23 protein-coding genes, 4 pseudogenes and 1 riboswitch are annotated in these 25,157 nt (G+C 38.1%); of the genes and pseudogenes, 18 read left to right on the top strand and 9 right to left on the bottom strand.

Annotated features, from left to right (window positions below):
- Window positions 1–52: 52 nt before the first annotated feature.
- Both C4F50_RS15525 and C4F50_RS15520 read right to left on the bottom strand, forming a co-directional pair.
- On the bottom strand, window positions 53–211 hold the full coding sequence (locus C4F50_RS15525; RefSeq protein WP_194139557.1) for a hypothetical protein: 159 nt from the start codon (window positions 209–211) through the stop codon (window positions 53–55).
- Window positions 212–499: 288 nt separating this feature from the next.
- The gene (locus C4F50_RS15520; RefSeq protein WP_194139556.1) at window positions 500–667 is read right to left on the bottom strand and encodes a hypothetical protein; all 168 of its coding nucleotides are present in this window, start codon (window positions 665–667) and stop codon (window positions 500–502) included.
- Between the two features lie 112 nt (window positions 668–779).
- Between C4F50_RS15520 and C4F50_RS15515 the strand changes: the two genes are divergently transcribed.
- The gene (locus tag C4F50_RS15515) at window positions 780–1,298 is read left to right on the top strand and encodes a PPC domain-containing DNA-binding protein (protein ID WP_194139555.1); all 519 of its coding nucleotides are present in this window, start codon (window positions 780–782) and stop codon (window positions 1,296–1,298) included.
- Between the two features lie 373 nt (window positions 1,299–1,671).
- Window positions 1,672–2,364 carry an alpha/beta hydrolase gene (locus C4F50_RS25850; protein ID WP_194139554.1) on the top strand — a complete coding sequence of 231 codons (693 nt, stop codon included), beginning with the start codon at window positions 1,672–1,674 and terminating at the stop codon, window positions 2,362–2,364.
- Here C4F50_RS25850 and C4F50_RS25895 read toward each other — a convergent pair.
- The 3 genes from C4F50_RS25895 to C4F50_RS15495 all read right to left on the bottom strand — a co-directional run bounded on the left by C4F50_RS25895 (window position 2,305) and on the right by C4F50_RS15495 (window position 4,346).
- Window positions 2,305–2,529: a DDE-type integrase/transposase/recombinase gene (locus C4F50_RS25895; protein WP_194139553.1), complete on the bottom strand. Its 225-nt coding sequence runs from the start codon at window positions 2,527–2,529 to the stop codon at window positions 2,305–2,307. The two genes, C4F50_RS25850 and C4F50_RS25895, sit on opposite strands and share 60 nt — an antisense overlap.
- 448 nt (window positions 2,530–2,977) lie before the next feature.
- On the bottom strand, window positions 2,978–3,403 hold the full coding sequence (locus C4F50_RS15500; protein ID WP_194139552.1) for a hypothetical protein: 426 nt from the start codon (window positions 3,401–3,403) through the stop codon (window positions 2,978–2,980).
- 505 nt (window positions 3,404–3,908) lie between these two features.
- A complete protein-coding gene (locus C4F50_RS15495) occupies window positions 3,909–4,346 on the bottom strand; it encodes a hypothetical protein (RefSeq protein ID WP_194139551.1) in 438 nt (145 codons plus the stop codon).
- 525 nt (window positions 4,347–4,871) lie between these two features.
- On the opposite strand from C4F50_RS15495, the pseudogene C4F50_RS15490 reads away from it, so the two are divergent.
- The 11 genes and pseudogenes from C4F50_RS15490 to C4F50_RS15440 form a co-directional block, all read left to right on the top strand.
- Window positions 4,872–6,403 (top strand): annotated as a pseudogene (locus tag C4F50_RS15490) (alkyl/aryl-sulfatase); the annotation flags it as partial.
- Window positions 6,392–6,871, top strand: coding sequence for an alkyl sulfatase C-terminal domain-containing protein (locus C4F50_RS25670; protein ID WP_255521142.1), 480 nt, complete (start codon window positions 6,392–6,394; stop codon window positions 6,869–6,871). The pseudogene C4F50_RS15490 and the gene C4F50_RS25670, both read left to right, overlap by 12 nt.
- Before the next feature lie 118 nt (window positions 6,872–6,989).
- Window positions 6,990–7,796 carry a DUF2490 domain-containing protein gene (locus tag C4F50_RS15485; protein ID WP_194139550.1) on the top strand — a complete coding sequence of 269 codons (807 nt, stop codon included), beginning with the start codon at window positions 6,990–6,992 and terminating at the stop codon, window positions 7,794–7,796.
- A 102-nt stretch (window positions 7,797–7,898) separates the two neighbouring features.
- Window positions 7,899–8,096: a DUF389 domain-containing protein gene (locus tag C4F50_RS15480; RefSeq protein ID WP_194139549.1), complete on the top strand. Its 198-nt coding sequence runs from the start codon at window positions 7,899–7,901 to the stop codon at window positions 8,094–8,096.
- 260 nt (window positions 8,097–8,356) lie between these two features.
- Complete coding sequence (locus C4F50_RS15475; protein WP_194139548.1) at window positions 8,357–8,644, top strand: hypothetical protein; 288 nt, start codon at window positions 8,357–8,359, stop codon at window positions 8,642–8,644.
- 1,914 nt (window positions 8,645–10,558) lie between these two features.
- Window positions 10,559–10,819 carry a PAS domain-containing protein gene (locus C4F50_RS15465; RefSeq protein ID WP_194139547.1) on the top strand — a complete coding sequence of 87 codons (261 nt, stop codon included), beginning with the start codon at window positions 10,559–10,561 and terminating at the stop codon, window positions 10,817–10,819.
- A gap of 503 nt (window positions 10,820–11,322) precedes the next feature.
- Window positions 11,323–11,655 carry an ArsR/SmtB family transcription factor gene (locus C4F50_RS15460; RefSeq protein WP_194139546.1) on the top strand — a complete coding sequence of 111 codons (333 nt, stop codon included), beginning with the start codon at window positions 11,323–11,325 and terminating at the stop codon, window positions 11,653–11,655.
- 18 nt (window positions 11,656–11,673) lie between these two features.
- Window positions 11,674–12,147 (top strand): annotated as a pseudogene (locus tag C4F50_RS15455) (DUF6428 family protein).
- Between the two features lie 39 nt (window positions 12,148–12,186).
- Entirely contained in the window at window positions 12,187–12,801 is a 615-nt protein-coding gene (locus C4F50_RS15450; protein ID WP_194139545.1) for an arsenate-mycothiol transferase ArsC, read from the top strand.
- Between the two features lie 2 nt (window positions 12,802–12,803).
- The gene (gene arsB, locus C4F50_RS15445; RefSeq protein WP_194139544.1) at window positions 12,804–13,871 is read left to right on the top strand and encodes an ACR3 family arsenite efflux transporter; all 1,068 of its coding nucleotides are present in this window, start codon (window positions 12,804–12,806) and stop codon (window positions 13,869–13,871) included.
- Window positions 13,872–13,970: 99 nt separating this feature from the next.
- Window positions 13,971–14,576 (top strand): class I SAM-dependent methyltransferase, encoded by a 606-nt coding sequence (locus C4F50_RS15440; RefSeq protein WP_194139543.1) that lies wholly within the window; start codon window positions 13,971–13,973, stop codon window positions 14,574–14,576.
- Window positions 14,577–14,739: 163 nt separating this feature from the next.
- On the opposite strand, the gene nhaA is transcribed toward C4F50_RS15440, so the two are convergent.
- On the bottom strand, window positions 14,740–15,924 hold the full coding sequence (gene nhaA / locus C4F50_RS15435) for a Na+/H+ antiporter NhaA (protein WP_194139542.1): 1,185 nt from the start codon (window positions 15,922–15,924) through the stop codon (window positions 14,740–14,742).
- Window positions 15,925–16,166: 242 nt separating this feature from the next.
- Window positions 16,167–16,233, top strand: a riboswitch (Fluoride riboswitch).
- 30 nt (window positions 16,234–16,263) lie between these two features.
- On the opposite strand from nhaA, the pseudogene C4F50_RS15430 reads away from it, so the two are divergent.
- The 4 genes and pseudogenes from C4F50_RS15430 (at window position 16,264) to C4F50_RS15415 (ending at window position 22,313) form a co-directional block, all read left to right on the top strand.
- Window positions 16,264–17,576: pseudogene (locus tag C4F50_RS15430) on the top strand (voltage-gated chloride channel family protein).
- A 137-nt stretch (window positions 17,577–17,713) separates the two neighbouring features.
- On the top strand, window positions 17,714–18,148 hold the full coding sequence (locus C4F50_RS15425) for a DoxX family protein (protein ID WP_194139541.1): 435 nt from the start codon (window positions 17,714–17,716) through the stop codon (window positions 18,146–18,148).
- Complete coding sequence (gene chrA, locus C4F50_RS15420) at window positions 18,141–19,271, top strand: chromate efflux transporter (protein WP_194139540.1); 1,131 nt, start codon at window positions 18,141–18,143, stop codon at window positions 19,269–19,271. Before C4F50_RS15425 ends, chrA begins: the two co-directional genes overlap by 8 nt.
- 540 nt (window positions 19,272–19,811) lie before the next feature.
- Window positions 19,812–22,313 carry a T9SS type A sorting domain-containing protein gene (locus C4F50_RS15415; RefSeq protein WP_194139539.1) on the top strand — a complete coding sequence of 834 codons (2,502 nt, stop codon included), beginning with the start codon at window positions 19,812–19,814 and terminating at the stop codon, window positions 22,311–22,313.
- A 259-nt stretch (window positions 22,314–22,572) separates the two neighbouring features.
- Here the strand turns inward: C4F50_RS15415 and C4F50_RS15410 are convergent.
- Window positions 22,573–22,995, bottom strand: a pseudogene (locus tag C4F50_RS15410) (IS6 family transposase); the annotation flags it as partial.
- 92 nt (window positions 22,996–23,087) lie between these two features.
- Between C4F50_RS15410 and C4F50_RS15405 the strand changes: the two are divergent.
- Entirely contained in the window at window positions 23,088–23,570 is a 483-nt protein-coding gene (locus C4F50_RS15405) for a CinA family protein (protein WP_194139538.1), read from the top strand.
- A 285-nt stretch (window positions 23,571–23,855) separates the two neighbouring features.
- Here C4F50_RS15405 and C4F50_RS25660 read toward each other — a convergent pair whose 3' ends face one another.
- Together C4F50_RS25660 and C4F50_RS15395 are read right to left on the bottom strand one after the other, a co-directional pair.
- On the bottom strand, window positions 23,856–24,152 hold the full coding sequence (locus C4F50_RS25660) for an MDR/zinc-dependent alcohol dehydrogenase-like family protein (RefSeq protein ID WP_228012047.1): 297 nt from the start codon (window positions 24,150–24,152) through the stop codon (window positions 23,856–23,858).
- Window positions 24,153–24,497: 345 nt separating this feature from the next.
- On the bottom strand, window positions 24,498–25,106 hold the full coding sequence (locus tag C4F50_RS15395) for a YciE/YciF ferroxidase family protein (RefSeq protein ID WP_194139537.1): 609 nt from the start codon (window positions 25,104–25,106) through the stop codon (window positions 24,498–24,500).
- Window positions 25,107–25,157 lie beyond the last annotated feature (51 nt).

The following is a 25,157-nucleotide window of genomic DNA, read 5'->3' as shown; positions in this document are numbered from 1 at the left end:
ATGGCTGACTCCCATATATTGCTGTCATCACCGATTAAAAAGAGAATACAACTCAAAGCAGCAAAAGCACTCCCCCCGCACCTATCAATACGACTAAATAGGCACCATACAATAAAACCATTATCCTATTATGGCGTTCTTTGATTTGAATAAGTTTCCTGTTTAAATGTCCTTTTTCAATTTCTATAATATGCTGGTAAATATCTTTCATATCCTTGCAGTGCCTTTTTGACAGCAGATTACAAAAATACTGCATCACTTCACCATATCCTTACGTGATCCCGTAATCAGATCATTTATCTTTTTACTATTACAGCTGTCTCTCCGCACACCATCAACTGCATTTCTAAACAAACTACGGTACAATATTCTTTTAAAAACCTGTCACCTTTCAAAAGATAAGAAATACAAAAAGAACAGAGCAATAAATCAAGAAACAAAAAACATTAACTAAATGCTTTTACTATAGATAAAACCAAACAAACCCGTTGCGGCAGTATCAGCAGCCTTTCAAAAAGAAAAACGAAAAAAAGAAAGCACCAAAAAAACGTACCTTAACGATGTAAGTTCCCAAGGGCGGTGAAGGGATCCAAAGTCCGTTATGCCCCAGCATACACAAGGCACTGTCTCTGCAAGCCTTTTTATCGGTTTGAATTAATTTTTCCATTATTTTTCTCCCTGCCGGCTGTAAATGCACTATCTTTATCAATAGGCGTAAAGAAATGATCCGCAGCCGGTAATACCAAGCTGGTGCTTTCACTATTAAAAACCTTGGCTTTATGAAACCATACATCTATACCATCATCTGTTTACTGCTGCTTGCAGCAGCCGGCCCATTACAAGCTCAGACGAAAGACAACGGCAGCTGCCGCTATGCCAAAACCCCGCAGGGGTACCTTATGGTGCTGCGCGAGGGCGACAATGTACTGGAACTTCTAGAGGGTCTTACAAGGGAGCAGAAGATCCCCTCTGCCTATTTCACCGGTATCGGCTTTGCCCAGCAGGCTGTTTTCGGCTTTTATGATTTCGAAAAAAAGAAATTCAACCCCAAGTCTTTTTACAAGGTTGAGATGGGGAGCCTTACCGGTTCCATAGCCTGGAAAGACGGCAGTCCTTCGCTGCATATGCACGGTGTGGCCGCCGATAAAGATTTCAATGCCTTCGGCGGGCATATATTATCGCTGACGGTTGGCACTGGCTCGATGGAAATCTACATCACCACTTATAATGAAAAACTGCAAAGAAAAACAGAACAGCCCCTGAATGCCAATGTACTGCAGCTTCCCTGCATACAATAAACGGCTTTTCCCAAGGTATATTTCCACAAGATAAAGCCGATGGCGTATTTATTTATTTCCTGCTCTTCTATTTTGGATTACTTGTTACTAGAATGAAGCAAAAAATTGATTTATTACTCTAACTAACTAACTAACTAACTAACTAACTAACTAACTAACTAACTAACTAACTAACTAACTAACTAACTAACTAACTAACTAACTAATATATACAATTCAATAGTAAACGTAATCGCCTATTTCCCTTACAACAATCCATTTACCATCTTCTTTAGTAATATTAAAAATTAACTGGGTAGAAACGGAACCGAATGATGCTACAATATCTTTTTTTAAGGAAGATTCTCTGATTCAAGGCTTAAATTCTAGAGACGTGAAAAAAATTGCACATCAATATGGTCTCAGAATGGAAGAAATAAATGTAGAATCTAATGATGCAAAGTATTTCTCAAATGAGCATGAAACAATTGAAAGAAATACAGAGGCTAAGTCTTTAAATGCTAAACAAGATCCCGGCGGAAAAATACGCCTTTTCTATGGTACAAACAGAAAACCTGCTGATAAAATAGAAAGCAAACAAAATTATGGCAGCTTGGATGGCGAATTGCAATATGGAATTTGTGAAGTAAATATTCCACAGGGTCATAAACAGGGAGAAATCGAAACCCCCTTAAATCTTTGGATTTTTAAATTTCTAGAGAATCCTCAGATGCATGTAGTTGTGGAGAAAATTCAAGCACTGGATTATTCTTCATTTATAAATCACTTCAGTGAAACACTAAAAATAACGCAAAAAAAAAATGCATTATTATTTGTTCATGGTTATAATAATTCATTTGATGATGCTGCAAAAAGGACTGCACAATTAGCATGGGATCTGCAATTTGACGGATTTACAGGTTTTTTTAGTTGGCCTTCTGCTGCTGAAATAAAGGATTACTTCACAGATGAAGCAGCGGCAAGAACCAGCGTTCCTTCTTTCGTGCAATTCTTAGAAATTTTAATTTCAGAGACTGAACTTGAGCAGCTGCATATTATTGCTCACATTAGTAATTGCTTTAATTAGAAAAGACTGAGCGCTCATTCTCTGTCTTTTTCTAGTCAAAAGAAAGTCAACCGTATTACCTAATTTATCAACTGACCTGTACAAATAAGACCAAATACCTTTTACTTTTATATAAGTTTCATCCAATCTCCAGCTTGCCCCCACTTTGACCTTTCTCTTCTTCATCTCTGATTCAATGAAAGGCGTAAATTTATAAAACCAGCGCTGAATTGCAGCATATCCACAAGCACTCCTCTACTTTTCATTATTTCCTCAACGTCACGATAGCTAAGGGTAAATCTTAATTTAAAATACACTGCCTCCAGGATTACATATTTTGGATAACAATGACCTTTGGTATTCATTTTTTATTAGTTTTGAAAAACCAAAGATAAAACTTAGACATAGATGCGACAGAACCTTGTTTTTCGTTTCTAATACAGTTTCGTTTTTTGTCAACTGATGCCTACCGTTCTGGCGCTACAAGAGGTTTGGGATTAAATTAAGCCTTATCTTCGGATCTGCCTAAACTTTCCTAATACAAAACCATTTTTAAATTCAGCCTAATGCCCAAATCTTGTGAAACGGCTGTTTATATGATGATTATTTTTTGTCGAAAGTACGATTTTAACAGCTAATTTTTCAATCCTTTAATTTTTAAAATTCTATTTAAAATAATTCCAATATATGAAGTTAAGACAATTATTAGAGACAAAACTAGTTGCCAGTATTTTGAATTATTTTCATCAAATATTAATTCGAATTGTGGAATTTGTATTAAAGTCAAAATTAATAGTAGTGTAGTAAAGAAAACAAATGACTTTAAATTTCGGCTTTTGGATTTAGGATTATATCCCATTAATATTTCTTTTGTATAAATAATTAATATTCCGAGTGTGAAACTATTTGGAAGGATAAGATTCCATATTGTGTATTTAGTCGTTACAATATTTCCAAATGTGAAATTGAGAAATGTTAGCCAACTAAAAATATAAATAGTAACTAGAATAGATACAATCCAAATTGCTTTAAGTAAAAATTCTAAATTAATTGTTTTCATTTTTTTGCTTTAGTGTGAATATTATTTGATCACCACTTTCTGTTTTCTGATATCCTATTTGTATAAAACTCTTTTTATTTATTAGAATATCTTCTATTTCACTAATGTAATGCATGTTTTATCTTATGTGCTATTTGAGGCAGTTACTGCCAACTTGCTTATATATGTGATAAATTTCACCCATTATTTACTTTCAAATATATATTTTTTTTCACTCAAATTATCAAGAGACCTTTTAATTTGATTGATTCTTTTTGGCACTTATAGAGTGGCTATGCAAACCAAAAACATAGAAAAAATTAAGATGCTCATGCTAAAATACTGTAATAATCCAAGATAATCTGGTTAGATAATTGAATGCTTCCCGCTGCTAAAACAAAAAGCTTCAGAGAAATCTGGAGCTTTTTGTTGTTTTAAATTACCTTTACTTATTTGAAGTAGGGCGCTCATGTTAGCAGGAGATTGAAAAACATTAAATTAGAATCTTATCGCAGTTGCGTCAAAATCATTTATCTCTGTAAATTTCAAATCCTCCACTTGCAACCTCTTCTATATACTCTTCTTCTGTTATTTTTTCAGTAGAAATAATCATTTCCCAGGTTCCGAAAAATTTTTTCTCAACTTGATCATAAAATCCGAGATATTCTATATTAGGGTGACTCAAATTTTTATCAATCAAAATTTTATTATTGTCGTCTTTATAGTAATGATAGGGATAATTTACTACGAAACTAATTTGATCATTTTCAATAAACCCTTTTACCAGAATTGGTTCTGTGATGACATTTTCAGATTCTGAATCGATTGTAGTTCCTACAAATGAATCACCATCAAAAGTCAAATTCATTTTGAATGGCACATTTATATAACTATCAATAATATCATAACCTTCCAAGTATGAAAAGAAACCTTTCCAAGTTTGCTCATTATCGACAATTTTCATATTTTATCTGTTACTTTATATAATAAATCAGTCCGTCATTTGATTATTATTTTCATTTCAAAAATATAGCTTTTTCATCATCAATCATCAAAAGAAATTTTAGTTTAATTGATTTCTCCGCGACAACACAGGTTCTAGTCCTCTTCCCGCTACAGAGAAAAAATGTAAAGCCTGAGAAGTCTATGTTTCTCAGGCTTTTTTTGTGATTTCCAAAATGTCCCTTTTCTTACTTAAATTTAAAATCTTAATGTTTTCGGCAAAAATTGGTTCATGTCCCGTTAGGCCAGCCTGAAAGACAAAAGCTATAATTGCTACTTCGCTAATTCTTCCATCTATTTATACTCAGCGCGGCATAATAACAAAAATAATGTTGCATAATCAATTAACTGGTTGCAAATTATAAAATGAAACAATCTTTTCCAATAAGAATTTACTCTCTTCTTATTTAAAATTTAATTTTAGATACCCATCAAAATATAGAAATCAGCATTCTATTATTTTTTAACAACTTAAAGAGGTATCACCATGAAAAAATTTTCAGAAACAGCAGTCAGGTTTTTATTATTTATAACCTTGTTTACAACAGTAAGTACCTATTCTCAAAAAATCAAAACAGATAAAAATCAAAAAGAGGCATCAAGCTTTACGCAAAAAGCAAATAATGATCTCTTATCTTATCTTCCTTTTGCAGACAAAACCGATTATGAAAATGCAAAAAGGGGACTGATAGCTACTATTCCAGCAGGAAATATAAAGGATTCACAAGGGAATATTATCTACGACATGAAGCAGTATGACTTTATAAAAGGCACTGCACCCGCAACTGCAAATCCGAGCTTATGGCGTCAAAGCGAACTCAACAGTATCAATGGGCTGTTTGAAGTAAAGAAGGGCTCAATATATCAGATCAGAGGGTTCGACCTGGCAAACATGACTTTGATAGCAGGGAAAACAGGATGGATTATTATTGATCCTCTACTATCTCCTGAAACAGCCAAAGCAGGTTTGGAATTGGCAAACGAAAAAATAGGAAAAAAACCTGTAGCCGCTGTAATAATTACCCACAGCCACATAGACCACTTTGGAGGAATAAGAGGCGTTGTTGACGAAAAAGATGTAAAAAGCGGTAAAGTGCCTATTTATGTGCCTGAAGGATTTTTTGACCATTCTATCAGCGAAAACGTAATGGGAGGAAATACCATGGGAAGAAGAGCTTCCTATATGTACGGAAATCTTCTTCCAAAAGATGCAAAGGGAACATTAGGAACCGGTTTAGGGCAGACAACGTCAACAGGACTGGCAGGGATTTTAGACGGCACCGTAAAAATCAGCAAGCTTTCGGGCGAGGAAAAAATTGTCGATGGGCTTAAAGTTGAATTTATCTATACTCCAGAGTCGGAAGCGCCTGCCGAAATGATGTTCTATTTTTCAGAACTTAAAGCATTCTGCCAGTCTGAGGATATAACCCATACGCTTCACAACCTTTACACTTTAAGAGGCGCGCAGGTTCGTAATGGACAGAAATGGAGCGCCTATATTGATTTGGCGCTTGCAAAATGGGGAGACGATGTGGAATTTTCTTTTGCTTCGCATCACTGGCCTACCTGGGACAACAAAAATATCAAACCGTATTGGGAGAAGCAGCGTGATTTATACCGTTTCATCCATGACCAGACGCTAAGACTTGCAAACGAGGGCTATACTCCTATAGAGATTGCTGAAATGCTGAAGCTTCCCGAATCGCTGGATAAAGAATCTTACAGCAGAGGGTACTATGGAACTTTAAGCCATGATGTACGCGCACAATATCATTATACTTTGGATGGTTTGACGGCAACCCTTCCAATTTAAATAAATTAACACCAGTTGATGCTGGCAAGAAGTATGTTGAATTTATGGGAGGTGCGGATAATTTATTATCAAATGCTAAAAAATCGTATGACAAAGGAGAATACCGATGGGTGGCTGAAGTTGTAAGCCATCTGGTCTTCGCAGATCCGAAAAATCAGGATGGAAGAAACCTTTTGGCAGATGCTTACGAACAGCTGGGCTATGCAGCCGAATCTGGTCCATGGAGAAATTTTTATCTGTCAGGAGCAGCAGAATTAAGAAATGGAGTTAAAGTACTGCCATCACCTGATACAGCAGGCCCCGACATGGTTCGCGGAATGAGTACTGACTTATTCTTTAATTTTCTTGCCATGAAATTCAAAGGAACAGAGGCTGATGCTGCTGCTATGAAATATAATTTTAACATTGTTCTTCCAGATGTAAAAGAGAAGGTAGCATTAATTGTGGCAAATGGAGTTGTAACACCTCGAATTGGAGGAAGCGTTAAAAACAATGTTACAGCAACAATAACAATCAACAGAAGCGATCTCAATAAAGTGAGCTTAAAAGAAGCTTCTTTTGCTGATCTTTTGAAATCCAAGGCGATAAAGATCGTTGGGGATCAAAATGCCTTTACTTCATTTTTAGGAAAAATAGACAGTTTTAATTTCTGGTTTAATATCGTTGAGCCTTAAATGGAATACTATTGATTTGGAGAGGCTAAAATAATTTAGCCTCTTTTGTTTGCAGTCACCGCATTGAAATAACTTAGGCAGAATATCTTAACTTTTTCTGTTTTCTACACCTCTAATTATGATCCGATTTAAAAGAGTTATCATTTCTTTATCCGCACTTTTAGCATCGCAAATTTCAAATGCACAGCTTGATCCGCCTTACACAGTCGGATTTATTCCAGCTTCTATAACGGAAGGTGATATTGCTTTTCCCCTATATGAAAAATGGCACTTAAGCGGTCAGGCTGATATGCAATTAGTAACGCAGGGATCCTACGATACAAAAAATCCTTTTGAATACACTCAGAGAGTCGTATTAAGGCCCTGGCTTGTCTATTCTGGCTTCAAAAATATCAAATTGTGGCTGGGATATGCGCACAATCAGAAATATGCGGTTGAAGAAATGGGAAATTATGAAACGCTTGAGAACCGCTTAATCATAATGGGCACATTCTCACAAGATATGCCGAGAGGAACTATCTTTGAGCAGATCCGTTTTGAAACTAAATTTTTTGATGACCGAAACGGAGTCCATCAGACCGTCCCAAGAATTCGTATGAGATTTGGAGTAAATCATTTTCTCCCTCAAAGCAAGAGCAAACCGTTGTTCTTGGCTCCCAATATAGGCTACTATGCGGAGCTGATGCTTAAGTTCGCGTCAAAAGATTATGCAAAAGAGAATTTTGATATTTTTAGACTGTCAGTATATTATACTGCAGGAATTACTCCTAATATTCATTTTTTAGCTGGCATAATCGGACAAATGCAGCTTCGTACAAATGGAACTCAGTTCGATATCTACTATGGTCCGATGGTATCTGTCAAATACAGCATCAGACCCAAGGAGAGAGAAACTTTTGACAGTGTCGATGGGGGAGCAGATTAATTTAATACCATAAGTAATAAAATAAGTCTTATCTTAGTAATATCAGACCGAACAGTTGCTAAATAACTGCTGATTTTTATATGATGCGAAAAATTTTCAGATTTGCTCAACTTCCTTGAAGGAGAAGATGATGGAGCAAAAACCTTAGATGCTGTTAAAAAAAACATTACTATCAAAGAAGCTAATCTTTGGATACTTGTCTGCGTCAATATAGCTGCCTCTGTCGGGCTCAATGTAAACTCAACAGCTCTATTACAGCTCTATTACAGTGCTATGCTGATATCTCTGGATTCGCATTAGGAATCTATGATTTTTCCTTACTCAAAAGATCACTTAAAAATTTACTGACTGCAACGGCAGTAAGCGTTGCAGTTCCAACCTTGTATTTTTACCTTAGTCCGTCCAAGAATCGGTGCATTGACAGGCCAAGGAAAAAATAAATGGATAACAGCAGGATGGTGCTAATTTCAATTCAGATTTTAATGAAAATATTTTAAATAGCAATCAAATCTTTGTATCTTTATTCCAAGCTATTATGTTACTCTTTATACTATTATATTTTGAAGACATCAGTCGTTTATTTTGACAGTATACTAAGCAGGCTTGCCGCGAGATACCCCTGCACCTGCACATTAGAAGAGCTGGCGGTATTTGTAATGCCGCCCTATAATATTCAGAAAACATTTACAGAGAATATTTCCGCCCAAAGGGAAAATCAGGCAAAAATATTAAATGCGCTGATCCTGCTGGAGGATCTGGGCTACGTTGTCCTGAATCCGGCTACCGATGAAAGCTGCATAACCATACCGGGCCTGATCAAAATAAACAATACGGTACTGCACAATTAATTTGCGGCTGAAAAATCCCTTTTAAGCTGGCAGATCAATCAGGCTAGCATTATAAAAATAAAAGCTGATCAGTGATAGGGACTCCCAAATAAGGTCTGTCTGCGTTGAAAAGCACATTGACAGTCGTTTTATTTTATATGCACAGCCCTTTTTTACGTCCGGCTTTAAAACTTAAAAAACCGCCGTCATGTGACTGCGGGCGGGCTTTAATCTCAGGTTTAACTCAGTTAGCTGTCAGGTTATGCTTATGCTTTCCGAGAGGTTCTCGGCGCTGATATAGTCCTTTATATACTGCTGCACTTCAATACCCTTCTCCCTTGGCGTCTCAAAGGTATTGAGATGAAACTCCTCATCCTGGTCCGATATATGGATAATCTGGGTATACCCCCTGGAAATGAGGTTGCCTTTTAATTGTAACACCCTGTGCTGCTCATGCGGCGCCAGGTCTTTTCTCACCCTGAATCGTACGGCTGTCTGCATCGTAAAAAAATAGTCCTGTTGTATATGATTGTCTCTGCTGTCCAAATATAATTATTTTTACGCCACAGAGCGCACTGCGGACTGTTAAAAATTGTCCCTCCCGCTTTAAAAACCGCTTAAGAATGAGCAGGCCTTTATTAACAGCAGTGAAGTTCCGCCCTTGTAAAGCTTCGGCAGATTAGAATATCCAGAACTGAGAAGCATCCCCATAAGGAACATTAAGAAAAGCGGCAGACCATGGCCCGCCGCTTTTCTTGTCCATACCCAAAACATCATTAGAGTCTATTAAGAATCTTGATCTGCCCAAAACTGCAAAATCATCGATATTGGGGGAGGCGACTCTTTTCTTGCTGACCATCTGCTTGATTTAGGCTTCGAAAATATTACTGTCCTGGACATCTCAAGCAGCAGTTGAAAGGGCAGAAACCAGGCTTCAGAATAGAGCTTCAAATGTAAAATGGATTGTTGCCGATGCTTCGGACTTTCAACCCAGTGAGCAATATGACTTTTGGCATGACAGGGCAGCGTTTCATTTTCTGACCGACGATCAGAACATTGCCAAATATGTGCAGACTGCCGCCAATGCAGTCTGCCAGAATGGAATTATGCTTATCGGCACTTTTTCAGAACAGGGCCCTGAGAAATGCAGCGGTATTGAAGTCAAGCAGTATTCAGAAAATACAATGGCCAGATGTTTTGAGAAATACTTTGAAAAAATAGAATGTTTTACCCTTGATCACAAAACCCCTTTTGATACAGTTCAGAATTTTGCATTTTGCAGCTTTAAAAGAAAAAGCGATTGAAACAATCAATACAAATAAGCAGTAGAATGGAAATGAGAAGGCTGATAAAATACTTCCGCTCAGCCGCTAATTGTATTTTTGAACTAAAAGAACAGGCCGGTTTTTTGAAGTGCTTTGCGCAGCATTAATCCTAATTGGGAATTAAAAATAAATCAAACTTTGACAGCTGGAGCAACGTATGATTTTTTACTTGATTTTGATGTAGAGCATCCGTTGTTGTAGAATCAGGTGGTTCTGGCAACTTCAATTTACATCCTGTAATCAGAGTATCTACAACTGCTACATCTGGAATTATTAAGGGAATAATAACACCTTTCAATTTTCAATCTTTAGTATCGGTTCAGATTGGGGACACAACTATTTCAGCTTATACAGATGAATCAGGAGCTTTTCAGTTAAATGGCTTTCCAGCAGGGACATATTCTGTAACCATTACACCGGATGCCTCGTCGCAATTGCCGGCTTTGGTTATTCCTAATGCAGTAGTGGTGAATGGCCAGATTACTAACATGAATACCTTAACCCTAAAACAATAAAAGAGGTAAACAGCTGCTAGTGCTTGTTACTTTTTTAAGCCAAAATGCGTCAATTGAAATCAATTGGCGCATTTTTTTCATTTGCCTCATGAGATTTGATAACACCATATGCTTCCATTGCTGCAGATTCTAATATCACTAATGAAGAATTAATTGCAAAACTGCATCCCGAGGACCTGTCCATACGTAAAAAAGCACATACGGATGCAGAATATACAGGCATTATACACTGTAAAGCCCGAATCGTAAATTCTGACCAATCCGTAAAATGGATTAAAATCAACGGCAGGATCATCAAAGATGAAAACGGCACCCCTGCCACCATTATCGGCATTGTCCAGGATATCCACCCTTAAAACAGCCTCAAAAGGCCCTTTAGCATACTCATACTGCCGTTAGCTCGGGCATGTACTGCAGATTATTTCATCTTTAATAAACTGCTGTTGTATATTGTCTAATACCTGATGGATCATAATTGGAAGCTGGCCTGTGCGCCCGGCGGTCAATTTTAACAAAACGGCCCCATGAACCATTAGTCCGCGGCTGCGCAGAACATGATATTGGCCAGCGGCAACAGCAGTGCTTCCATTAATTTCCCGACAGATTAATTCACCTGCATTTCTTGAAATTTGCAAAGGCATTCCATAATACCCGCTGCCAGCAATTTGGAATATAAAAGCACCCGCGGCGGGAATTCCCGGACCTGGCAAGTCCTTCGCCTTCAGCTTTATGCAGTACCAAAAAATCTCTTCCTAAATCCTTATGATCTGAAAATATAATATTTCAATTTAATATTAAATCAATTTATATTTTTTCACTTTAAATAAATATCGTAATATTGCAATATAAAGATAAAACAATGGGCGCTACAAAAACAGACCACTTTACAGATAATCAAAATCAATTAGCAGTTTTAGCCAAGGCTTTAGGGCATCCGGCGCGCATAGCAATTATGGAATACCTGCTGAAGGTAGATACCTGCATCTGCGGGGATATAGTCAATGAATTGCCGCTTTCCCAGCCTACGGTATCACAGCATCTTAAGGAACTAAAAAACGCCGGACTAATAAAAGGCAGCATTGAAGGCAATTCTATCTGTTACTGCATCAATGAGCCGGGACTCGAGAAAATAAAAGGATTTTTTGAACACATTAGTAATCATCTTGAAAAAAAGAGAAACGATTGCTGCTAACTTTTAAAACTTATACTTATGAAACTTTCAGAAATTAAACAAGTACTAGCTGCAGTTGAAGCTGTAAATTTTGAATTACCAAATGGAACTTTTGTTCCTGAATATTTCCATGTAACTGAAGTCGGTCTGATCACTAAAAACTTTATTGACTGCGGCGGAGTGCTTAGAAAATAAACCGTTGTAAACTTCCAGCTTTGGGATGCCAATGACTATGAGCACAGATTAAAGCCCCAGAAACTGATTCATATTATCGAGCTTTCAGAGAAGATTTTAGGCATTGAAGATTATGAAATTGAAGTAGAATATCAGGACACCACTATTGGCAGATACGGCTTGGATTTTAACGGCAGAAATTTCATTTTAGTAAACAAACAGACTGCCTGTCTGGCTCAGGACGCGTGCGGCATTCCATCAGATAAATCAAAAGCACAATTGTCACAGTTAAACGCAGCGAGCACCAGTTCATGCACTCCGGGAGCAGGATGCTGCTGATCGTTAAACAATTAATAAACCGTTACAACCAATAAAACGATGTTATTCACTGAAATAGAAAATACAATCAGCTCATTTGACTTTAAACAGATTTCTGAAGAACGTAAAAGTGTTCTGCAGCCTTTAGTTGACTTTATTCAAAATAAAGTGGACAGCAGCCTGGAGATCAGACTGAACTTAATCTGCACGCACAATTCCAGAAGAAGCCATTTATCACAGGTCTGGGCACAGACTGCCGCTGCCCATTATGCTGTAAAAAATGTTTCCTGCTATTCGGGAGGAACTGAAGCTACCGCCCTTTTCCCAATGGTTTCCGAAACTTTACAGCACTCAGGATTTAAAGTAAAAACACTTTCAGAAGGCAAAAATCCTGTCTATTCCATTAAATTTTCATCAAATGACCTGCCTGTTATCGGCTTTTCTAAAACCTATGATGATGATTTCAACCCGGAAAGTGAATTCGCGGCTATTATGACCTGCTCACAAGCCGACGGCGGATGTCCGTTTATTGCAGGCGCCGAAGAAAGAATCCCGATCACTTTTGAAGATCCAAAGGTTTCAGACGGCACTGCCCAGCAGAAAGAAATATATCTGGAGAGAAGCCTTCAGATTGGAACTGAAATGTTTTATGTATTCTCACAAATTAAACAATAAAAATGGCAGCAAATAACTGTGCCTCTGCCGCCGGACGAAAGAAACTAAGTTTCCTGGACCGATTTTTAACCCTTTGGATTTTCCTGGCTATGGCCCTTGGGGTAGCAATAGGATATTTTATACCCTCCAGCGGAAATTTTATCAACTCTTTTTCAAGCGGAACAACCAATATTCCCTTGGCTGTCGGGCTTATTCTGATGATGTATCCCCCGCTGGCAAAAGTAAAATACGAGCAGATGGGACAGGTTTTTAAAAATACTAAGGTCCTGGGAGCGTCCTTATTTTTAAACTGGATTGTCGGCCCTGTTTTAATGTTTTCCCTTGCCCTTCTATTTTTAAACGGCTATCCTGAATACATGATCGGAGTGATGCTGATCGGTCTGGCGCGCTGTATTGCCATGGTAGTAGTATGGAATGACCTGGCTGATGGGAACCGGGAATATGCTGCAGGCCTTATAGCGCTTAACAGTATTTTCCAGGTTTTGCTTTACAGCGTGTATGCTTATATCTTTATAACAGTTCTGCCTCCCTATTTCGGCTATAATGGTTTTAAGGTCAATATCAGTATTGCCCAGATCGCAGAGAGTGTAGGTATCTATTTAGGGATTCCTTTCGCACTTGGAATCATCAGCCGCTATGCCCTTACTGCGCTTAGAGGTTCCCAGTGGTTTGAAACCAAATATGTGCCTTTCATATCGCCGATTACCTTAATATCATTGCTTTTCACCATCATTGTGATGTTCAGCCTAAAAGGAGAACTGATTGTTCAGATTCCTATGGATGTGGTGCGCATTGCTGTACCTCTGATAATTTACTTTACTTTAATGTTCCTCATCAGCTTTTTCACTGGAAAATATTTTGGTGCCGATTATTCAAAAGCAGCCGCCATAGCCTTTACCGCAACGGGAAATAATTTTGAGCTTGCCATTGCCGTAGCCATCGGTGTATTCGGCATAAACAGCGGTCAGGCCTTTGCTGGAGTTATAGGCCCTCTGGTAGAAGTGCCGGCGCTGATTGCACTTGTGAATGCTGCTTTCTGGTTCAGAAGGAAGTATTATAAAAAAATGTAAATCAAGATTAAGCTTAAAGATTTTCTGTATTCATTAAGGCCGTAGAATGCCAATGGCAAAAGCAGGAGATTAAAAAAATAGGTTTAAAAAAAAGCAAATATGAAAAATAAAAACCATTGGAACGCCATATACGAGAACAAACAGCCAAATGAAGTCAGCTGGACGCAAGAAAAACCAGCAGTCTCTTTGGAGCTGATCTCCAGACTTAATCTTCCTAAAACTGCAAAAATAATTGATATTGGAGGAGGTGACAGTACTTTAGTTGATTTTCTTCTACAGCTGGACTTCGAAGATATTACTGTACTGGACATTTCAGAAAAAGCCGTCGAAAAAGCTAAATTACGACTGGGTAAATTGGCTGGCAGAGTAAAATGGATTATTTCAGATATTACTGAATTCCAACCTGAAGAGAGTTATGATCTTTGGCACGATAGAGCTGCTTTTCATTTTCTCACCCAGGATGAGCAAATTGTGAAATACAAGCAAATTGTGAATTCGAATGTAAACAAATATTTAATAATAGCTACTTTTTCCAGCCATGGGCCAGAGAAATGCAGCGGCCTTGAAATAAAACAATATACCATAGAAAGTTTAGCAGACCTTTTTTCAAAAGATTTTAATGCAATAGATGGCTTTTATCAGGATCATAAAACGCCTTTTGGAACCATGCAGAATTTTGTATTTTGCGAATTCATAAAAGTATAACTAATCTTGGAAGTTTTATCTTAGGAATTCAGGTTTGCCGGCATTAAATAAAAAAACAGCTGCATTTCAGTTTGATTTTTTCTGTACTTACATTCACAAACTACTATTCAAATTAACAGCTAATCATTAAGATGAAATTATTTTTGAAACACCTAATTAAACATTATATTATTATCTGCTTTTTCTTATTGTACAAACTTAAAAGAATAAAACCTGAAACTCCGGCAAGCACAGAAGCTATAAGTATGGCGAACTTAGCCTGGTTTTGATAATCCGGATTCGGGAAAGAAAGCAGGGCAATAAATATTGACATTGTAAAACCAATACCTCCTAACAAGCCCAGTCCCAACATATGACGCCAGGTCATTTCAGCAGGAAGTTCTGCTACCTTTAATTTAACCGAGAGCCAGGACATTAAAAATATTCCGATAGGCTTTCCTAAAAACAAGCCCAGAACAATTCCGAATCCCAGATTACTCACAAGCCCCTCTGCCATACCTGATTCAAAAGTGATGTTGGTATTGGCGATGGCAAAAACAGGCATGATGATGAAATTTACCGGCCTTGTCAGGGCATGCTCCAGCTTTTCGAGCGGAGAATCCGTATCATCATCATTTGTCGGCAGTGTCAAAGCAACCAATACGCCGGCTATTGTAGCGTGAATACCAGAATGATGAATAAAATACCATATAAAGAGACCCGGGATCAGATAGAAAAAAATATTTTTAACGCCCACACGGTTAAAAACAATAAGCAGAAGAAATAAAGCTCCGGCATAACCCAAATATAAAAAATCAAGGGCCGAAGAATAAAACAGGGCGATAACCAGAATGGCAATAAGGTCATCCACAATGGCAAGAGCCGCAAGAAATATTTTAAGTCCTGTTGGAACTTTGTTTCCTAAAAGAGATAGTATTCCCAAGGCAAAAGCAATATCTGTAGCCATAGGAATACCCCAGCCTTTTGCAGTAGCTTCATCGGTACTATTAAAAGCAGCATATATTAAGGCAGGAACCAATACCCCTCCCAATGCGGCAAGAACCGGCAGTGATGCCTGACGAAATGAGGAAAGCTCGCCTTCCACAATTTCGCGTTTAATTTCGAGCCCTACCAGGAGAAAGAAAACCGCCATAAGACCGTCATTAATCCATAGTAATATGGGATAACGTAAATGCACTGCATCTGAATTAAAACCAAACTCTGTATTTAAAACGCTTTGAAAATCATCCGACCAGCCTGAATTGGCTATTAAAAGAGATAATGCAACGCAAATTAATAGAATAATGCCTCCGGCGGAAGAGGAGTGAAAAAAACGGGTAAAGATTTTAAGATTGATGAGTTTTGTCATATCACAAATTTAGGGTTTTCAATTTACCCCTGCAAATTAGTAAAGATGCCAAATAGCCTGGCTCATTTTTGGGCATCTCAAAAATCTTTATAAAAAAAGCAAATGCATCGAATTCTTACGGCCTATATTTTTGCTGATTCAAATAAAGACGAACAAGTCTTTTAGTGCAGCATCGGAATTAAAAATTGAATTCAAAAAAACACCCAAAATTTTGCTCAAACAAAAATAAAGCATAATTTTACTGTTCAATAGGAAATGGTGTTCTTCCTAACCCAACCGCCTTTAAGAGCTGATGACGCCTGATTATAGTAATGTATTACACATTTAATCAGGATAATTATGACTAATCGTAAGCAAAAGAAATCAGCAGGTAAAAAAACTCAAATTCGTTTCAATCTATTTTTTAGAAAATTCCCGGCAGTCCCGTATATTATTAAATGGTTTTTAATCTGTTTAATGTCAGGTATTTGTATAGGAACTGCCTCCGCAGGATTTTTTTAGTATCTCTTGACTGGACTACTAATTTCAGGGAACATCATTTATGGCTGATTGCACTTTTGCCTATCGGAGGTTTACTGATTGGCCTGCTTTATAATTATTTAGGCAGAGACATTGAAGCCGGAAATAATCTGATTATTGACAGCATACACAATCCTAAGGAAATTATTCCCTTTAGAATGGCTCCATTTGTCTATATTGGAACCCTTGCAACCCATTTTTTTGGCGGTTCGGCAGGCCGTGAAGGAACTGCACTGCAAATGGCAGGAGCTATTGCAGATCAGTTTACCAAACGCTTTAAACTCAATCCTAGCGAACGTAAAATATTACTGATCTCAGCCATAGCAGCAGGTTTCGGCTCCATTTTTGGCACCCCGCTGGCAGGGGCTGTATTTGGCTTAGAAGTATTTTTAATCGGCCGAATTAAATACGACGCCATCTTTTCGGCATTTGCCGCAGCAATTCTTGCCGATTTAGCCGCTAATCTCTGGCAGGTAAAACACACCCATTACCATATCGATATTATTTCCCATATCGCTGCACTTCCTATTATTTACAGCGTTTTAGCAGGTATTGCATTTGCTTTGTGCGCGGCTTCATTCAGCAAAACCATAAATTATGTATCGGCTGTTTTTAAAAGCAAAATCCCCTATGCTCCCCTTCGCCCCTTTATTGGCGGTATAATTGTTTGGGCAGCCGTATTTGCAACCGGCACAACAAAATATAGCGGTTTAGGAATTCCAACAATCTTGGCTTCCTTTGACCAGCAGCTTCCATTCTATGATTTTACTTTAAAAATGGCATTTACAATCCTCACCCTTTCATCCGGTTTTAAAGGCGGGGAAGTTACACCTTTATTTTTCATCGGCGCTGCTCTGGGGAGCGCTTTATCTTTCTTTATCCCCCTGCCCACTGGTCTTTTGGCAGCAATGGGATTTACAGCCGTTTTTGCAGGTGCTGCCAATACACCCCTGGCATGTATGTTAATGGCAATTGAACTCTTCGGAGCGGAATGCGGGATCTATGCAGCTATTGCCTGCGTGGTTTCTTATCTATTTTCAGGTCATAACAGTATCTATAGCAGACAAGTTGTTGGAGAACCTAAAAATTCTCGTTTTGGAAGCTATTGCGGAAAAAAAATTAATCAATTATAAAAGTATGAATCTTAAAAAAACGCAAAACAGTAATATCTTTATTCCCTAAAACAAATTAATATAAAAATCCAGCTCTTTAAAGTTTCCTTGATCCTCTTTATAACAATTACGAACCTTGTCTTTAAATTTTAAACTGCATGAAAATTAAATCTAAAATATTCAATACAGATAATTCCAAAACTACTATACTGATCAGACTCATGACAGGAGCCGTATTTCTCTCTGAAGGCATGCAGAAATTTCTATTCCCTGAAACCTTAGGTGCCGGCCGGTTTGCGAAAATTGGACTGCCCGCTGCTGAGTTTTTAGCGAATTTTACAGGATGCTTTGAAATTATCTGCGGCATTCTGGTTTTAATCGGTCTATTTGTAAGGGCTGCCTGTACTGCGTTAATCGTCATTATGATTGCTGCCATTGCCGCAACAAAAACGGAAATTTTAATAGATAAAGGATTCTGGAAAATGCTTCATGAAAGCCGAACTGACTGGGCCATGCTTTTAGGCAGTATTTTTCTTTTAATAAAAGGCGCAGGCTCATGGTCTTTGGATAAAAGATGGTTAAATAATGGATAACAAAACTCCCTTAAAAGAGATTGCAAAACTTTTTCTCAAGCTTGGAGTAATTGGTTTTGGCGGTCCCGCGGCTCATATTGCCATGATGCAGCAAGAAGTAGTTGAAAAAAGAAAATGGCTCACCCAGCAGCACTTTCTGGACTTAATCGGCGCGGCAAATTTAATACCCGGCCCAAACAGCACTGAAATGGCAATTCATATCGGACATGAAAAAGCAGGTTGGAAAGGCCTGATTACTGCGGGAATCTGCTTTATTTTTCCCGCGGTAATCATTACTGGATCTTTCGCCTGGCTGTATAAAGAATACGGCCAGATTCCAGAAGTTAAACCTTTTATATACGGCATAAAACCCGCTATTATTGCCGTTATATTGTCAGCGGTTTTTCCACTGGCAAAAAAATCCATAAAAACAATCCAGCTGGGAATTATCGCAGCTGCAGTTTTGCTTCTTTCACTGCTGAATTGCAATGAAATATTTTTGATGTTTGGTGCCGGAGCACTGGCCGTACTGCTTTATTATTTCAAGCTCGATAAGAATAATAACCTTCATTCTTTTATTCCCCTGGCACTTTTTCAAATTTCGGATCATCGTTTCTTCTCGGCAGTAAACTGGAATTTATTTTTGATTTTCTTAAAAATTGGCGCCATTTTGTATGGAAGCGGTTATGTGCTTTTCGCATTTCTCGATGCTGAATTAGTTGCTGCGGGACTATTATCCAGAACACAATTAATTGATGCGATAGCTGTCGGGCAGTTTACACCCGGTCCGGTTTTCTCAGCAGTAACTTTTATCGGCTGCCAGATTAATGGTTTTTCAGGAGCTTTATTTTCAACCATTGCCATTTTCTTACCCTCTTTTGTTTTTGTTGCATTACTAAACCCGCTTGTTAAAAAAATGCGGTATTCTCAATTGTTTTCTACATTCTTAGATGCTGTAAATGCGGCATCCATAGCCATTATAATTTCCATTTGTCTGGAAATGGGAAGCGAAACTATTGCCGGCTGGCGCACTGTCTTAATTGCTTTATTAAGCATTGCCTTACTACTTAAATACAAGAAAATCAACAGCGCTTTTATAGTTTTAGCTGGTTCTATAACGGGATATCTGCTGACTTTTGTCTAAATTTTGAAAATTAAAATATGCAGGATACACGATGTTAACTCTACACCTGAGCAAGCTACTGGTTTAGTGTCATATTTGGCTGTTAAAATAGCGACAGAAGAGTTTTTACTTATCACAATTATAAAATTACTAAATACTATTACTTGGCACTCACATGACACTACTACCACTAAGTCAAGCTGCCAATTTACAGAATGATTTAAACATAGATATTCCTGGCTTAACCATCTGATTCTTTCTCAACATATGCACAACTTCAATTCCGCTCAATGTTCGTCCGGCCGATTCAAAACTTTTAAAACCTAATCTGTTTTATATTTTGGATAACAATGACCTTTAGTATTCATTTTTAATTAGTTTTGAAAAACCAAAAATAAAACTCAGTCATAGATGCGACAGAACCAGAATAATAAATGATGGCTATTTTAAAATAAATCACTTGTATCAATGATATAAAAAAGTTACGTAAGCCTTTTTTAACAATAAAGATCATATATTTACTTTTTTATATAATTCCAAAAACAAACATATAATAAGCCTATGAGAAAAATTTTACTCGCTTTACTACTAAGTATAAAATTATCAGGATTTGCACAGGATGGATCTGTGGATACCAGTTTCAATCCGCCAAGAGGAGTCCGTAATGGAGATGTAAACGCATCAGCTACACAATCAGATGGTAAAATAATTGTCGGAGGTACTTTTACACTTTTAAACAATGTAGATTCTAATAAATTAGCACGACTCAATGCGGATGGATCCATTGATTTAACATTCAGCACAGGTACTGGATTTAATAATACCGTTAATGGAATAGCAACCCAATCTGATGGTAAAATACTGGTTGTTGGTGATTTTACAACCTATAATGGCGTTTCAAAAAACAGAATTGTCAGATTAAATACTGATGGATCCATTGATTCTTCATTTAATACAGGAACAGGATCAAATGATAATGTCTCTGCTGTTACGCTGCAGGCAGACGGCAAAATACTCGTTACAGGAAGGTTTACATCATTCAATGGCAGTTCAAAAAACAGGATTGTCAGATTAAATACTGATGGAACTGTTGATTCAACATTCAACCTGACAACGGGAGCCAATAATATCATCAATTCATGTGTGGTACAATCTGATGGTAAAATTTTAATAGCGGGCTATTTTTCATCCTTTAACGGAGTGGTAAGAAATAGAATAGCCAGATTAAATACAGATGGAAGCGTGGATACTGCATTTACTTCAGGTACTGCCTTTAATAATTATGTGAAAACACTCTGTCTGCAATCTGATGGCAAAATAATCGTCGGAGGCAACTTTACTTCTTATAATGGTACAGCAGTAAATTATATAGCCAGGTTAAATCCAGACAGCACAATAGATGCCGCATTTAATACTGGTACTGGTTTTAACGCTTCTGTAAACTGCATCAATATTCAGGCTGATGGGAAAGTAGTTGTTGGAGGTAATTTTTATTCATTCAATACTGCTACTTATTGCATGCGAATAGCCAGACTGAATAGTGACGGGTCGGCAGACTCCACTTTCGGATCAATTGATAGTAGTTTCGGAACTGACTCAGCTGTTAATGTTGTGACCATCCAGTCTAATGGAAAAATTATGCTTGGCGGCTCTTTTTCATATTATAATAATTTCTCACGAAATCGAATAGCAAGTCTAAATGCTAACGGAACTATAGATACTGGGTTTTATCCGTTTTTAGAGAATGGGCTTTCCACAAACGGAGCAATCGAACAAATTGCTTTACAACCGGATGGAAAGATACTTATCAGCGGAGCATTTTCCACCTATCGCAGTATACCCGCTAAAGGCTTTGCAAGGTTAAACTCCGACGGGACGCTCGATACTACTTTTAATGTAGGTACAGGAGTAGATAACTTGATAAATAAGATTGCATTGACATCCAATAACAAAATTATTATTGCAGGTAATTTTAAGACCTACAATGGTGTAACCTGTAACGGTATTGCACGGCTGAATGCCGATGGAAGTTTAGACACTGCTTTTAATGCTGGCGGGTCCGGTGCGAACAATAGGGTTAATACCCTTTCACTGCAATCAGACGGGAAAATCATTATTGGAGGAACTTTTAGTACATTTAACGGGACTTCAAGAAACCTATTGGCCAGATTAAATGCCAATGGTACAGTTGACACTTCTTTTATTCCGAAACTAACTCAGGGAAATATTTGGACCATTTCGATACAAGCAGATGGTAAAATAATTATAGCCGGACTTCTATTGCAATACAATTACAATAGTACTGGGGAAATTCTTAGATTGAATACCGATGGAAGTTTAGATACAACTTTTAATCTTGGTGGTAGTGGTACCGATTATTTTGTTTATTGCAGTGCAGTACAAGCTGATGGTAAAATTATTTTAGGAGGTTCGTTTAGTAAATTTAATAATATTGCTTCAAAAGGAGTGGTTCGTCTGAATGCTGACGGAAGTTTGGACACCTCGTTTATAGTTCCTGCATTATATGGATCGGTGGTTATGCAGGACATTGCAATTCAGAATGATGGAAAAATTATTGTGGGTGGGTCTTTCAATTCGTTCAGTGCTGCTGTTGGCAATAGTATAATGAGATTAAATACGGACGGAACTTTAGATCCTGCTTTCGCAACAGGAACCGGATTTGCCTATATTTCAGCGTTGGCTATACAAAATGACGGCAAAATACTCGTTGGAGGAAATTACGTTGCTCATAACAACAATGCCGATATACAGTATATTGCACGTTTACATAATTCAAATAGTTTAGGTTTAGGTACAGATTATTTTAATCATGATTTTAAAGTTAATGTATATCCCAATCCGGTAGCCGATTATCTTAAATTCAGTACTCCTGATGGTATGAATATCTCAGGTTTCGAGGTTTTTGATATAACCGGAAAGAAAATAGATTCCAATATTTTGAATACAGATTCTATAGATGTTACCAGATATATGCAGGGAATGTACTTCCTGCGTTTAAAAACAGATAACGGTGTTTTTAATGCAAAGTTCATTAAAAATTAATGGGATTAAAATATGAGATCACATAAATCAAAGCAACCTTCGGGTTGCTTTTTTATTTTGGACTTTATATGGAGTTGATCCTTTTTTGCGACTAAAAGCTTAGGCGGTTCTGTCGCATCTATCAGAATCAAATATAAGAATTTAAGTTATTTAAAAGTCAAACCGCCAATTTACAGAATGATTTAAACATAGACGTTCCTGGTTTAACCATCTGATTCTTTCTCAGCATATGCACAACTTCAATTCCGCTCAATGTTCATCCGGCCGATTCAAAACTTTTAAAACCTAATCCGTTTTGTATTCGCCGCTTGATAAAACGATGATCCTGTTCAATAATATTATTGGGATATTTACACTGTCGGATCTTAATCTTTGAGAACGAACGCTTGTTATAGACTTTGACAGCGGCAGTATTAGAACCGCTTTTATCAATGTTGATTACTCTTGGCTTGTAGGTCTCATCCAATCTCCAGCTCGTTCCCAGTCTGCTTTTTCTCTTCTTCATCTCTGCCTCAAGTGAAGGCACAAACTTATATACCCAGCGCTGAATCGTGGCATGATCCACAATCAACCCCCTAATCTTCATTATTTCCTCAACGTCACGATAGCTAAGTGTAAATCGTAATTTTAAAATACACTGCCTGCAGAATGATATATTTTGGATAACAATGACCTTTAGTATTCATTTTTTATTAGTTTTGAAAAACCAAAGATAAAACTTAGGCATAGAGCAACAGAACCGCCAGCAGAACGGTCTAATAAATATTTAAGGTTATGACATCAGAAATTATAATCCAATGCAGCGAGGCAATAGCGGCCAAGGGCTGGAACATTGCATTTGCAGAAAGCGCATCAGGGGGAAAATTAAGCGCTGAGTTTTCTTTAACCCCGCTGTCGGGAAAAATTTTAAGGGGCGGTATTGTCTGTTATGAAGTGTTTGTAAAAGAACAGATCCTTCTGGTACCGCACGAACTTATCGAAAAACATACGCCCGAATCAGCAGAGGTCACCAGTGCCCTTGCCCAGCGCACAGCGGTTTTATTCAATGCCGATATCACCGTCGCCCTGACCGGGCTTACCACCCCGGGAGGAAGCGAGACCGCGGAGAAACCAGTGGGCACTATCTTTCTGTCTATCATTATGCCTTCGGGCACAATAGACCATAGGGAGGTTTTCCCCGGCAGTCCAGAGCAGATTATCCAGCAGGCCGCCGATAAAGCGGCAGCATTGATCATTGAAGAAATAAGACCGGAGTAATTCGGATTGCATGCACACCCGATCAATAAATTCCTGCAGCAGCAACGGAATTTACTAACCGCCCTTCAAATTTAATGTAAAAAAAAAATCAGCACTTGGTTCAGATTTTTCTGTTTATGGACGTATATCATGGACGTTTTTTTCCATGGATCAAGCACTACCTTAACGCGCCGGTCTTCTTTTTTGTTGAAAATGCAAAATCTCAGATAAGGGAAGCCCGTGGGTGATGATATCGTCAAGCTGCACTTTTCCCTGCATTGCATATTGCAAAGTTTATCGATATGTTTATGCGCAGGTGCCTGTCTGCCTTTTAAGATTATACCTTTGGCAAAGAACTGTACCAGCGGGATTATCGTAATTTACCGCATAAACGCCAAGAACAGAAAAAATACCGCCTCTTCTAACAGCGCTCATACAGGCTTCCAGCACTTTAATAGAGACCTTTTCAAAATTGACAGTCGCTTTAATTTTGTCCTTAAGACTTCTTTCGGGCTCAAATCCGACCGCATCAATACATAGGTCTGCACCGCGCCGGTTGGTAAGGGATCTGATATGTTCCACAACCTCTTTGGGATTTCCCATAGATAGTGGTAGATCCTGTAGAAACCCGTGCCTTATCCAGACGATATTACAGCGTGTCCTGTATAATCATAATTACCTGCGCGGCTCCCCTGAGCCAGCCACTTTTGGCTGCCATAATCCCCACAGGTCACAATGCGAAAATAGCAACGGTCTCTCCCCTTTCACATCTCCCCAATCTGCGTTCATTCCCGGTAAGCTGGTTTCCGAGCGCCCGGCTTTAAAACAGTATGCAGGCCGGCAGCCTAGTAAGTCATTTGCATAAAGGCACAAAAAAAAACCTGCACCATAAAAAAGGGTACAGGTATCTCAAAAATCAAAGCTAATTTTGGAATTGCAATTTGAAATTTATAGCTGATCTTCTTCCTTCGCATCGAAGTTGATCGTATTATAAGCCGCTTCGGTCAGGGTAATGTCCGCCTGTTTTTCTTCAGCCAGTGTTTTTTCAAGCAGCAGTACCGCATCATCTTCTCCCAGGGTTGCTGCAAAAGCAGCAAGTGTTCCATAAGTGGCAATTTCATAGTGCTCTATTTTTTGAGAGGCAGCAATAATTCCCGCGTCTCTTACAGGTCCAGCTTCAGTCTCCTCCATGATACTCTCGCCTTCTTTGATAAGCCCTTGCATGGCGTCGCATTTTTTGGCTGCTGCTTTCTCTCCCACCGATCTAAAAACCTCTTCAAGTCTGGCGACCTGCTCCTGGGTCACTGAAAGGTGCTCTTTAATAGCGATAATCAGATTTTCAGACGTAGCATTTTTTGCCATTTTTGGAAGTGCCTTAACCAGCTCTTTTTCAGCCCAGTAAATATCTTTCAGCGAATCTACAAATAATTCTCTCAGCCCTTCGGCAGCGGAAGGTTTTGCCTTGACAGCCCCTTTTGGAGCTGTTTTGGAAGCTGTTGCTTTAGTATTTCCCGTTTTACTTTTTGTGTCAGCTGTTTTTTTTATCGCAGTTTTCATAAAATGATATTTTTAAAAGTTATAAATCAAAAGTACAATTCACTAAAATCT

This window comes from Flavobacterium hungaricum (genome assembly GCF_015182285.1).
GTDB lineage: Bacteria > Bacteroidota > Bacteroidia > Flavobacteriales > Flavobacteriaceae > Flavobacterium > Flavobacterium hungaricum.
Note: the sequence above shows the minus strand (reverse complement) of the source record. Positions and strands in the feature narration are given on the sequence as shown.